Below are 13,187 nucleotides of genomic sequence, written 5' to 3'. Positions count from 1 at the left end.
TTTTCATTTTAAAGCCATAGCAAACTCAATAACTTAGTGCCCTTTTTTGTTTCATCAACACTAGCTTGCTGTTCATACACTCGCTTGTTATCAAACAATAATTATACTCAATGGCTTCATAAGTTAGGCTAATTGGTATCACTAGCCTAGCCAGGTGTTTCACGATATTATGACGGGTAAATGAGTGTTTGATTTTTTGCATTATGTGCAGCTAACCACTCTTCATCGCCAGTTATTGAAACGATAGTACAAGTTATGAAAACAAAATTAATTACCCGAGCGGGTTATGTTTTATTACAGCAAGAGTTAAATAAGCTTTGGCGTGAAGACCGTCCTGAAACAACTCGTAAAGTATCGTGGGCGGCAAGCTTAGGTGATCGCAGTGAAAATGCTGACTATCAGTACAACAAAAAACGCCTACGTGAAATAGACCGCCGTGTGCGCTATCTACGCAAAATACTTGAAGAGCTAAAAATTGTTGATTACGGACCACAGCAAGAAGGTAAAGTATTTTTTGGGGCTTGGGTGAGTTTAAACAATGACGATAATGAAACGCTAAAGTTTCGTATTGTCGGCCCAGAAGAGATCTATGGCCGCAACGATTTTTCTTCAATCGACTCCCCTATTTCACGCGCTTGCTTAAAAAAAGCCGTTGATGACGAAGTGGTAGTGAAGACGCCAACAGGTGAAAAAATTTGGTACGTTAGTGATATTCAGTATGAGCAATCATAGGGACAAATAATTCACTAGCTTAGTACTTGATGCATAGTGGTTAAGTCGCAAAACATGGCGATAAGCGCTTATTTATCAAGGCATTACCCCCATGCTACACTGACAAATTAGCCGAAGATAAATTCTGTAAAGCTAAGCAATAAACTCAGTAATTTTCCGGTATGGCTTGGTTAATCAAGGGAGGAAGAACCATTGTTTCTTGATTAATAAAAATCTTAAAATCATCTTATAGACAAAAAAAAGCCAAATCCGTTGGCTAGCTTTAAGCCCTACTGTTGCTACTCAAATGGCATAAGTAATGTTTTCATGGCGGGTCGAAGTGCTATTAATACGGTTTCTTCAGTGAGCTCTGGGTAAAGAACTTTTCTTAGTAATAACCCGGCCATCACCGAAAATATAACATTTATACGGCTTTCAAGTTCTTGTTCAGAATGATCTTTTAACAGACTTCTTTCACTGGTTAATAGTTGCCTCATACGATTTCTTGCTTGTGCATCTGCGTCGCGCAATAGCGTTGCGACTTTATGGTTTCTGCCCGCTTCAGCCATCATATCTAAATCAACAACGCATGAACCAGTATCCATGTGCCTTTGCACACCAATATTTAAGCCATCTAACAGTGCGGTTAACACATCACTGGGATGGTCTTCAAACTGCTGAAAGATAGAGAACATTTCTTCCATATCTTTTTCAATAATACTTTCTATAATGGCTTCTTTACTATCAAAATAATTATAAATATGCCCAGCACTCATTCCCGCTGTGCGAGATATTTCAGCCATACCTGCACCGTGATAACCTTTACGGCGGAAACAATCAGCTGCAGCGCTAAGCACTTGCTCTCTGCGTGCTTGAGCAAGCGCAGGATCTGAATGTCTTTTGGTTTTCATACGAAACTCCATTACCGGACTACCGGTACGAAAATAGTGTTTAATTAAGCGTTTTTACATTTCAAAAATGAATTTACCACTGGGTTTTATCAGGGTACATAATAATTATGTACCCTGATAAAATTACTCAGGTTGACCAGTTTTAGCACTTTGTTCCCAGCCACCGCCAACGACTTTGTACAAGCTAATTTGACTAGCAAGTAAAGCTTGTTGACCCATAATATTTTGCTGCTGAGCGTTATACCAGGTTCTTTGTGCATCAAGAACTTGTAAGTAACTATCCACCCCTTTGTTATAACGTGCTTGAGATAAATCAAAGGTCGATTGACGACTTTGTAGCAACATATCAAGTGCGGTTAATTGCGCTTGATAACCTTCTCTATCGGCCAGTATATCAGCCACCTCACGAAACGCTTGCTGAATTTTTTGCTGATAAGTCACCAAGGCAATTGCTTGCTCAGCTTTAGCGACATCTAACCCCGCTTGGTTACGACCCATATTAAAAATAGGTAAGCGAATCGAAGGTACAAAACTCCATGATCCAGAGCCTGAATCAAATAAGCTGTTTAAATCACTTGAAGCCGAGCCGGCATTTGCCGTTAAGCTAATACTTGGATAAAAAGCGGCACGAGCAATACCAATATTGGCATTTGCTGCTAATAGTTGATGTTCTGCGGCTTTAATGTCTGGCCGTTGTGTTAATAAGTCAGACGGCAAGCCAACCGGTATTTCTGGTAAGGTAAGCAGCGAATTCAGTGACTTACTTGGCAGAAAATCACTCGCGACTGGTTTACCTACAAGTAAGTCTAAAGCATTTTTGTCACGTTTTAATAAGCGCTTATATTTTGCGATATCAATTTTTGCGATATCAATTTTTGCGGTAGCGACGGTACTTTTAAGTTGCTCAAGCGTAAGTTTTGAGGCTGCGCCTAAATCAAAGCTTTTTTGTGTCAGCGACAGAGACTCTTGCTGAGAATTCAAGGTTTCTCTAGAAAGCGTTAATAATTGCTGATCGGCAGCATAGTTAAGCCAGGCATTAGCCAGTTCAGCCACTAACGTCACTTGCGTGCTGTATTGGCTAAGCTCAGTAGAATATAAGGTTTGTAAGGCTTGTGCTGATTGATTACCTACCTTACCCCAAATATCAAGCTCATAGGAGGTTATACCTACTGTTGCGCCATATTGTGAGCTTATTGTCGCCTTGTTTCCTGCTGATAAATCAGCGGGTAAACGTTGGCGAGTACCCGAGCTATTAAAATCTAACGATGGATATAACGCTGAGTCTTCAATTTGATAAAGCCCACGTACACGCTGGACATTAAGCATGGCAATTTGGAGATTTTTATTATGCTCAAGACTTTGTGCAATTAATGCTTGCAGGCTTTTGTCGTTAAAAAACTCTTGCCATTTTAGTGGCGTAACTTGTGCTTGATTGGTACCTGATGCATAGGCATCAGGTACCGGTAGTGCAAGTTTATTTTGCTCAGGTGCTAATTGGCAAGCACTCAAAACAACTAACGTAATAGCACTTACCGTCAGGGTTTTCAGCTGGCGCTTGTGGACGTTACCAGCGTTAAAAGAACGATTTTTTAAATTCATTCTGCGCTCTCCTTGATAGAATCGTTAACTTTACCAGGGAAGATACGACGCACTAAGACAAAGAACATCGGGACAAATACCACCACCAAAATTGATGAGGCAAGTGTGCCGCCAATAATTGAAATACCTAAGGCGTTTTGCGCACCCGAGCCAGCACTTGATGCAATAGCTAGAGGTAAAACACCACAAATAAAGGCCATAGAGGTCATCAAGATAGGACGTAAACGAAGGCGTACTGCGGCGACAGCGGCATCAACTAGGCCTAAGCCCTCATCCATTTTATGAATGGCAAATTCAACAATTAATACCGCATTTTTAGAGGCTAAACCTATGGTAGTCAACAAGCCTACTTGTAAGTAAATATCGTTTGATAAACCGCCGAAAAAAGCCGCCATAATTGCACCAAATATTCCCAAAGGCACAATTAACATGATAGCGAATGGAACCGACCAACTTTCATATAATGCCGCTAAACATAAAAATACAAACAGTAATGAAAGACCATAAAGTAAAGGAGCTTGCCCACTACTTGAACGCTCTTGGAACGAGATACCTGTCCACTCAGATGCAATACCATTTGGCAGCTGTTTAACTAAACGCTCCATTTCATCCATTGCTTGGCCCGTACTATAGCCGGGCGCTGCACTACCTTGAATTTCCATTGCTGAAAAACCATTATAACGCTCTAAACGTGGTGAGCCGTAGGTCCAGTAAGTGCTAGAAAATGCCGAGAAAGGCACCATGTCACCATTCTTGTTACGTACATACCATTTATTTAAATCTTCTGGCACCATACGAGATTTTGCATTACCTTGCATATACACTTTTTTCACGCGACCACGGTCAATAAAGTCATTTACATAACTACTACCCCATGCTGTTGAAAGCGTGCTGTTAATAGCACTTTGCGAAACGCCAAGTGCTTCAGCTTTCGCTAAATCAGTATCAAGTTGTAACTCTGGCATGTCTTCTTGGCCGTTAGGACGAACGCCCGCTAAGATTGGGCTTTGACTTGCCAAGCCTAATAACTGATTTCGAGCGGCTAGCAGCGCGTCATGGCCAAGACCAACACGGTCTTGCAAAAAGATATTAAAGCCGTTGGCAGTACCTAGTTCCATAATCGCTGGCGGTGGGAAAGCAAAGACAAAGGCTTCTTTTATCGTAGAAAAATATCCCATCGCTTTACCCGCAACACCTTGTACCGATAAATCGTCACGTTGGCGTTCATCCCAATGCTTAAGATTTACAAAGGCAATCGCTGAATTTTGCCCTGAACCGGCGAAACTAAAACCTGTTACCGTGAAAATACCATTAACGGCTTCAGATTGGTCGTTCAAGAAGTGATCTTCTACTTTCTTAACTACCTCTAACGTTTGTTGTGTTGTAGAGCCTGCGGGTAATGAAACTTGGTTAAACAAAATACCTTGGTCTTCATCAGGTAAAAATGCAGTCGGTAAGTTTGAAAACACGTAGACCATACCACCAACAATCACAGCATAAATAAGCAAGTAACGTTTAGAGTTTTGGATCATTCGGCTAACAAAGCCTTGCGCACCGGCGTTAGTTTTATCAAAACCACGGTTAAAGCCAGAGAAAAATTTACCGATTAGTGACCTGTTGTCGTGTACATGACTTGGTTTTAATAACGAAGCACACAGTGCTGGCGTTAAAATAAGTGCAACTAATACCGAAAGCCCCATCGCAGAGACTAGCGTAATTGAAAATTGGCGATAGATAATACCGGTAGAACCACTAAAAAATGCCATCGGAATGAATACCGCTGAAAGCACCATAGCGATACCGACTAAAGCACCTTTTATTTCATCCATTGATTTGCGTGTTGCTTCAACCGCCGATAGTTTTTCTTCGGTCATCAATCGTTCTACGTTCTCTACCACGACGATGGCGTCATCAACTAATAAACCAATAGCCAATACCATCGCAAACATGGTCATCGTATTTATTGAATAGCCAAAAGTATATAGAATACCGAACGTACCAAGCAGCACTACAGGTACCGCAATGGTTGGAATGAGTGTCGCGCGGAAGTTTTGTAAAAATAGATACATGACAATAAATACTAAAACAACGGCTTCAATTAAAGTGTGAATAACTTTTTCTATTGATAAAGAAACAAAGGGTGTTGTGTCGTAAGGAACAACGGCTTCTAATCCTTCAGGAAAGAATTGTTCAAGCTCATTTATCGCGGCTTTAATACCATCAGCCGTATCAAGTGCGTTGGCGCCACTGGCGAGTTTAATACCTAGACCTGAGGCAGGTTGACCATCATAACGGGCAACTACACGGTAGCTTTCACCACCGAGTTCGACACTCGCTACGTCTTTAAGGCGCACAACAGAGCCATCGCTACTGTTTTTAACTAAAATTTCTTCAAATTGTGCCGGTGTTTGTAATCGACTTTGTGCGGTTACTGTCGCGTTGAGTTGTTGGCCAGCAATAGCGGGCATAGCACCTAATTGACCTGCTGATACTTGGGCATTTTGCTCTGATATAGAGGCACTAATATCGGCTGGTGTTAGTTTATAGCTTTCAAGTTTTGCTGGGTCTAACCAAATGCGCATGGCATATTGAGAGCCAAACAATTGCACTTCACCCACACCTTCTACGCGCGAGACAATATCTTGCACATTCGATGAAACATAATCACCAATATCAATATTGCTCATGCTGCCATCTTTCGAGACGAAAGCGTAAACCATTAAAAAGTTTCGAGCTGATTTAGCAACGACAACACCTTGTCTTTGCACTGCTTCTGGTAGCAATGGTGTTGCGGTTGCCAATTTATTTTGCACCTGAACCTGAGCAATATCAGGGTCAGTGTCGGCACTAAATGAAAGCGTCAACGTAGCAGAGCCGCTAGACTCAGACGTGGACGACATATAAAGCAAGCCATCAAGCCCTTTCATTTTCTGCTCAATAACTTGTGTTACTGTATCTTCAAGCGTACGTGCAGAGGCGCCTGGGTAAGTTGCTGTAATACTAACAGCAGGTGGCGCGATCGATGGATACTGTGCGATAGGCAAATTTTGAATAGCTAAAATACCCGCAAGCATCACCACGATAGCAAGTACCCATGCAAATATAGGTCTATCAATAAAAAATCGTGACATTACAATGCTCCGTTATTGCGCTTTATTTACAGAAGATGCTGCAGCAGATGAGCCAACTTCAGATGAAACAACTGGGGCACCGGGACGAATTTTTTGCAAACCTTCAACAATCAATTTGTCGCCATCAGCCAATCCACTTGTTACTAACCAATTTGAACCCACTGTTCTATCAACAGCTAAAATACGGCTTTCAACTTTATTGTCTTTACTGACCACCATTGCTGTTGGCTCGCCTTTAGTATTTCGACTTACGCCACGCTGAGGAACTAAAATAGCGTTGGCTTTTACGCCTTCAATGATAGAAGCGCGGGCATACATGCCTGGCAATAATAATTTTTCCGGGTTAGGAAATTTAGCGCGCAGGGTTACCGAGCCCGTACTTGGGTCTACGGTTACTTCAGAAAACTGTAATGTGCCTTTATGAGCATAAGTTGCACCATCTTCCATGATGAGTTCAACGTCTGTTTGACTTGTCGAGTCAACCGTCAAAGCACCTGACGCTATCGCTTTTTTAAGCTTGGTTAGTTCATTGCTTGATTGCGTTAAATCGACATAGATTGGGTCAAGCTGAGTCACTGTTGCAAGCGCAGTTGTTTGATTGGCACTGACTAAAGCACCTACAGTGACACTCGACTTACTGATTTGTCCGCTAATGGGTGACGAGACATGGCTATAATCAAGATTAATTTGCGCACTTTGTTGCTGTGCCTTAGCGGTTAGTAATTCAGCTTTCGCTTGTTTGTATGACGCATCAGCTTCATCAAAGTCTTGCTGACTTACTGCTTTAATTTTTAATAGCTCGCTATAGCGAGAAGCTTTAGCTTTACTGCTTGCAATACTGGCTTGCGCTTTCGCCACAGCGGCTTCGCTCGCCGCTAGTTCGGCTTTAAATGTGGCAGGATTAATTTGATAAAGCGCTTGGCCTTGCTCAACTCGCTTGCCTTCAGTAAATAAACGCGATTGCACTATACCACTTACCTGAGGACGAATATCAGCGATTTGAAAGGCACTAATGCGACCAGGTAATTCTTTTTTAAGCGTTAATGATTGGCTTTTTAATGTCACCACACCTACTGGCACAGCTTGAGGTGCTAAAACTTGTGACTGCTCGGCAGCGATATCACAACCCGTTAAAGCAACGGAACCTATGAGGCTTGATAATACAAATAAAACGGTGCGGGAACACTGCATGTTAAATACCTTTTAAATTTAGAGTGAACGATCATTCTAAATTAAAGTATTTTAATAATAAACCTTAATTGACTGAATTTACAAAAGATTACATAGAGTTACACTTACAAGCTCAACTGAGCTATTAAGCGTTATTAAAATGGCAGATTAAATCACTAAGCTATGAAAAACAGCACAAGCTAACAGATGAAAAAATATCGTCATAATAGCTGCATGGTCACTCTGCAAGTACTAACGAGCTTTAGTTTTATTTAGTGACAAAAAAGCCAGCATCTAGCTGGCTTTTTTTTTCTATTGTTTGGCTAAAATTATTGCGCGATTTTCACACGAATTTTATTTTTTGCGATTTTGGTTTCATGTAGATTAGACAAGGCTAGTTTTGCTTCTTTTTCATCAGGCATTACAACAAAAGCAAAACCTTTTGATTTGGCCGTTTCTTGGTCTAAAACTAAGTTACATTCAGTGACAGTGCCATGAGCAGAAAATAAAATACGGAGTTCCTGTTCGGTTGTCGTACGAGAAAGGTTGCGAACTAAAAGTTTCATAATTGACCATAGGTATGTGATTGCGGCCATAATTATCTCATAGTTTGACCATAGACCAAGCTATTTTCTGCATTTGGCTAAAATAACTTAGCCACATAGTCTTGCTCGGCGTGCAAAATCTGTCTATTAAAATGCAGCCGGTATAGGCGCCATGGTGTGGCAAAGTTATTGTGCAGCACCTTAAGTATTTCAATAGTAGTGGCTATTTCTCTAGCAAATAGGTTAATGCTCAACTTATAAAATCAATTGCTGCAGTGACAAACCCTTACTTCTTTCGCTTAACTGCGCTAACAACAATTCAGCTGTTGCGATAGCGTCATTGAGTGCATTGTGGGCATAGTGCTCAGGCAGGTCGTACTTTTCTCGTAAGGCTAACAATCTTAATTCAGAAGGGTCGTAGGCCACATCTCTTTTATCGAGTCTTCTTTTAGCGACCACTAAGGTGTCTATAATAGGAAATGGTGGCGCCATACCATAAAGTTCAAGGCAGGCTTGTCGCAAAAACTGTCGTTCAATACGGGCAAAGTGTACTAACATAACTTTGCCGGCAAGGCGCTTAAGTAATTGTTCTATGACCTCAGCTAAGGGCTGCCCTTGGTCTTTTTGATCGTCAGTAATTTGATGAATAGTAACGTTATTGGCCTTTAAGCTGCCTTTAGCGTTAATAATTTGGTGATAACTGCTGCCAAGCTTTATTTGATTATGGTTTAATTCTACGCAACCGACACTGAGTAACTTATCTTGCACCGCATCTAAACCTGTGGTTTCAAAATCTACCGCTAAAATTGGAATACAGTTCAACGGAGTGTAAAGCGGTGGAAAGGGTACGCTGAGAAAATCACGCAATGGCCCTTCAGGCGCCCTTTTTAGCATACGTTTACGTTGTGCTTCGTAACCGAATAGCCAACGAGTTAATGGATGATGGTTTAACATAATAAATGGCTATCGTTAATAAGTTGACTGACGGCTGTCTTGCATGGTTTTGATCACTTTAAAGGCATCTTTTAAGTGTTCACGCTCGAGTTTAGATATATCTTTAGGTGACAAGTAGTTATTAGGCTGTTGTCCTTTTTGTAATTTGTTGGCTTGGTGCATCATGCGCAGCATACTTAAAAATTCATAGGCATCAATAAGGTTTGCTGCTGATGCTTTGGTTAATGAAGGTGTGCCTGCGGCTTGCTTTAATCGCTCTATGGTATTGACCGAAGAAATCCCCTCAGATAGTGCATAAATACGGGCCAGATCAACTATTGGGGCAATACCGTTGTGTTTTAAATCTAGTGTCGCTTTATTTTCGCCATCTTGAATTAAGACAAAATCACGGAAAAAACCTAATGGTGGCCTTAAATTTAAAGCGTTACGCGATAAGTGTGCAATAAATAATGTGCTACTTTGGGTTTTTTTTAACATTTTCACTCGCACTTGCTCGAGTAAATTACTCTCGCCATAAACCGTGATTAAGTCAAAAAAAGTGCTGCAATGCATTAAGGCTTTTGGGTCTGGTGTGTTAATCCACTGGGCAAAATATTGTGACCATTTTTTTTGTGTTTGACACCACTGAGGGTTTGTCGCCATGACATTGCCAGGGCAGTAAATAAAACCACAAGCGGCTAAGCCGTCAGAAACAAAAGTAGCAAGATCTTTAAACCAGTAGCCATGCTGTGGTTGCATGTCGTTTGAAATGATCAAGGCGTTGTCTTGATCTGAGTGAGCAAATTGCTCTTGTCTTCCTTGCGAGCCTGCAGCCAACCAGGCGTAAGGCACAGGTGGTGGGCCTAATAATTTTTCCGCCATTTCAATTAATCGAATGGTAAACGCCATGGTAATGGCACTAATACTTTTACCAACATGGTCAGCGGTAGTGCCTAGTTTTGCCATCCGGATTTGCAGTTTGGGTATCATGCTACTGATTTCGATGAGTTCGTCGACCGATTTTGCTTTATGAATAATGCTGGTAATGTTAATGGCATTTTGCCCTTCATTATTCATTAAATCAGTGACAGTAACCATGCCTTTGAGTTGGCTATCTGCAGTGACAGGTAAATGATGAATATGCTTTTGTGTCATCATCATTAACGCGTCATAGGCGGTACTTTTAATATCGATTGTCGCCATGTCATCGGTCATGATTACGCTAACCGGTTGCTCAATACTTAAGCCTTGCGCCACACAGCGCCGACGAATGTCTTTGTCGGTGACTATGCCGAGTAACTGATCATTTTGTACAATAACCAAACATGAAAAACCTTGTTCTGTCATCAAAATAGCCGCTTGTTGAATACTCGTGTCAGGACTTACGGTAAAAACAGGGTCATGACAAAAGTGAGCGATTGAGCTATTAAGTAATGAAGAATTTAAAATAGCGTCTTCATTAACTTGCAGCATTTTTTTATTGAGGCGTTGCTCAGATGTTTGCTGAAAAAATGCCAGTACATCGGGATATTCACTGACCAGCTGGTGAAAGTTATGGTAGTTGATGCTGTAAAGCAAAGTATCTTCATCAGAGGTAACTTTGGCCTTGTCATCATTATTTAGGCAAAAAGCGGTACAAATATCGCCTTCACTATATTTCCCCAATAACTCATCATTTTCAGTGACATAACTTAATGCACCTTTGCGTAATATGTAGAGGTTCGCTTCTACAATACCCTCTGGAGGTAGCGACTGCCCCCTACGCACATAACAAATACTGATCTCTTTAACGACTTGTTCGATGATATTACTCGGCAATAAATCCATCGGAGGAATCGCTTGTATAAATTCACTGATTTCGGTTAATGCTGAGTCCATGGCAATATCTCCAATAAGTATCCTTAGTGTATTTAGATGAATTGTAACCCTTAAGTCAACTATTTCACCTGTGTTCTAGACTAAAGTTTAATATGAGAGTCGAAAAAAGATTGTTAGTGTGTAGCCTGGAGTAGGTTAAGTATTCATTTATCCAAGTTTGCTTGTGCTAGCTGGTCGAATTAATAGTCAACATTACTTTAAACAACGGGTATAAAGCGTATAAAAATCATAAAACGCTGTGCCTATTAAGCTAAACAGGTTTAATAGGAATAATTGCTAGGAGAGAATGATGGAAGGTAATGCAACATATTGGTCAGAGAATCTGCGCCTAATATTTATAAGTCTTGTTATTTGGTTCGTAGTTTCATTTGGTTTTGGTTTACTGCTTGTTGAACCATTAAATGAGATACGTCTAGGTGGGTATAAGCTAGGTTTCTGGTTTGCACAACAAGGTTCGATTTACACATTTGTCGGTTTAGTTTTTTGGTATACTAAAAAAATGAACGACCTTGATAAAAAATATAACGTGGGGGAATCATAATGGATGAGTTAAAACTTTATACTTACATTGCCGTGTTCGGTTCTTTCGCCGTTTACTTTGGTATTGCTTGGTGGGCACGTGCGGCTTCAACGAGTGATTTCTATGTCGCTGGTGGTGGTATTACACCAATGCAAAATGGTATGGCCATCGGTGCCGATTGGATGAGTGCTGCGTCATTCATTTCAATGGCGGGTATGATCTCATTCTTAGGTTATGGCGGTTCTGTATTCCTAATGGGTTGGACGGGTGGTTATGTATTACTCGCCATGTTGCTTGCACCTTACATGCGTAAACACGGTAAATTTACTGTACCTGAGTTTATTTTTGATCGTTATTATTCAAAAACTGCACGTATTGTAGCGGTTGTTTGTTTAATCATCGCTTCATTAACTTATATTATAGGTCAAATGAAAGGTGTGGGTGTTGCTTTCTCTCGCTTCTTAGAAGTTGATTATGATAATGGCCTTTACATCGGTATGTTCGTTGTTTGGGTTTATGCGGTACTTGGTGGTATGAAAGGTATTACTTACACGCAAATTGCTCAGTATTGTGTATTGATTTTTGCTTACACCATTCCAGCAGTGTTTATTTCTTTACAGTTAACAGGTAACCCAATTCCACAACTAGGCTTAGGTTCTACCTTGGCAGATGGTAGTGGTGTTTACTTACTTGATAAGCTGGACATGGTAGTCACTGATCTTGGTTTTAAAGAATACACTACTGATAACATGGGTGGCTCAGTAAATATGTTCGCATATACCTTGTCACTGATGATTGGTACAGCAGGTTTACCTCACGTTATCATGCGCTTCTTCACTGTTCCTTCAGTAAAAGCAGCACGTCAATCAGCAGGTTATGCTTTAGTTTTTATCGCTTTGTTATACACAGTTGCTCCAGCAGTTGGCGCTATGGCTCGTTTGAACTTAATGAACACTATTGAGCCAGCAGCCGGTCAAAATATGGAATATGCTGAACGTCCTCAGTGGTTTAAAGACTGGGAAAAAACTGGTTTATTACAATTCGAAGATAAAAACGGCGATGGTAAAATACAATACAACGCTGATAAAACAACGAATGAAATGATTAAAGTTGACCGTGACATTATGGTATTGGCTAACCCTGCAATCGCAAACTTACCAAACTGGGTAATTGCATTAGTTGCCGCTGGTGGTTTGGCTGCCGCTTTATCTACTGCAGCCGGTTTACTGTTAGCAATATCCTCATCAATTTCCCATGATTTAATGAAAGGTATATTAACGCCCGATTTAACAGAGAAAAATGAGTTACTAGCAGGTCGAGTTGTGATGACAATATCGGTTCTGGTCGCTGGCTGGTTGGGTTTAAATCCGCCTGGTTTTGCCGCAGGAACGGTTGCACTAGCCTTTGGTTTAGCTGCATCATCAATATTCCCAGCACTAATGATGGGTATATTTTCTAAGAAAATGAGTGGTACCGCAGCAGTATGGGGTATGTGTTCAGGTATCGGTGTAACTATGCTTTATGTGTTCCAACACAAAGGCCTTATGTTTATTCCAGGTACATCTTTCTTAGGTGATATGGGTCCTAACTGGTTCTTTGGTATTTCACCTAATGCCTTTGGTTCAGTCGGCGCATTTGTTAACTTTGCTGTAGCCTTTACAGTATTAAGATTTACAGGTCCAGCTCCAGCTCATATCCAACAATTGGTTGAAAACTTCCGTACACCACATGGTGGCGTTTCAACAGCACATGATCACTAATAGCGTGTGATGGTATTTAATACCCATTA

The 13,187-nt window shown here is 40.9% G+C and carries 10 protein-coding genes; 3 read left to right on the top strand and 7 right to left on the bottom strand.

Annotation, left to right across the window (positions count from 1 at the left end; translation table 11 throughout):
- Positions 1-255 precede the first annotated feature (255 nt).
- Positions 256-732 (top strand): transcription elongation factor GreB, encoded by a 477-nt coding sequence (gene greB / locus H4J65_RS05310; RefSeq protein WP_182186517.1) that lies wholly within the window; start codon positions 256-258, stop codon positions 730-732.
- A gap of 278 nt (positions 733-1,010) precedes the next feature.
- Here greB and H4J65_RS05305 read toward each other — a convergent pair whose 3' ends face one another.
- From H4J65_RS05305 to H4J65_RS05275, 7 genes are all read right to left on the bottom strand, one after another.
- Positions 1,011-1,622 (bottom strand): TetR/AcrR family transcriptional regulator, encoded by a 612-nt coding sequence (locus tag H4J65_RS05305; RefSeq protein ID WP_182137123.1) that lies wholly within the window; start codon positions 1,620-1,622, stop codon positions 1,011-1,013.
- Between the two features lie 123 nt (positions 1,623-1,745).
- Positions 1,746-3,221, bottom strand: a complete 1,476-nt coding sequence (locus H4J65_RS05300) for an efflux transporter outer membrane subunit (RefSeq protein WP_182196413.1) — start codon at positions 3,219-3,221, stop codon at positions 1,746-1,748.
- A complete protein-coding gene (locus H4J65_RS05295) occupies positions 3,218-6,352 on the bottom strand; it encodes an efflux RND transporter permease subunit (RefSeq protein ID WP_182196409.1) in 3,135 nt (1,044 codons plus the stop codon). The genes H4J65_RS05300 and H4J65_RS05295 overlap by 4 nt, the downstream gene beginning before the upstream one ends.
- A 12-nt stretch (positions 6,353-6,364) precedes the next feature.
- Positions 6,365-7,543, bottom strand: a complete 1,179-nt coding sequence (locus H4J65_RS05290) for an efflux RND transporter periplasmic adaptor subunit (RefSeq protein ID WP_182137120.1) — start codon at positions 7,541-7,543, stop codon at positions 6,365-6,367.
- Positions 7,544-7,851: 308 nt separating this feature from the next.
- A complete protein-coding gene (locus H4J65_RS05285; RefSeq protein WP_146877867.1) occupies positions 7,852-8,088 on the bottom strand; it encodes an RNA-binding protein in 237 nt (78 codons plus the stop codon).
- 234 nt (positions 8,089-8,322) lie between these two features.
- Positions 8,323-9,021 (bottom strand): exonuclease domain-containing protein, encoded by a 699-nt coding sequence (locus tag H4J65_RS05280; protein ID WP_182196405.1) that lies wholly within the window; start codon positions 9,019-9,021, stop codon positions 8,323-8,325.
- A 15-nt stretch (positions 9,022-9,036) separates the two neighbouring features.
- Positions 9,037-10,878 (bottom strand): putative nucleotidyltransferase substrate binding domain-containing protein, encoded by a 1,842-nt coding sequence (locus H4J65_RS05275; protein WP_182186526.1) that lies wholly within the window; start codon positions 10,876-10,878, stop codon positions 9,037-9,039.
- 289 nt (positions 10,879-11,167) lie between these two features.
- Between H4J65_RS05275 and H4J65_RS05270 the strand changes: the two genes are divergently transcribed.
- A complete protein-coding gene (locus tag H4J65_RS05270; protein WP_182137117.1) occupies positions 11,168-11,419 on the top strand; it encodes a DUF4212 domain-containing protein in 252 nt (83 codons plus the stop codon).
- Positions 11,419-13,158, top strand: coding sequence for a sodium:solute symporter family protein (locus H4J65_RS05265; protein WP_182137116.1), 1,740 nt, complete (start codon positions 11,419-11,421; stop codon positions 13,156-13,158). The genes H4J65_RS05270 and H4J65_RS05265 overlap by 1 nt, the downstream gene beginning before the upstream one ends.
- Positions 13,159-13,187: the final 29 nt, after the last annotated feature.

It is taken from the genome of Colwellia sp. MB02u-9 (assembly GCF_014077085.1).
Taxonomy (GTDB): domain Bacteria; phylum Pseudomonadota; class Gammaproteobacteria; order Enterobacterales; family Alteromonadaceae; genus Cognaticolwellia.
This window is presented reverse-complemented; position numbering and strand designations above follow the sequence as displayed.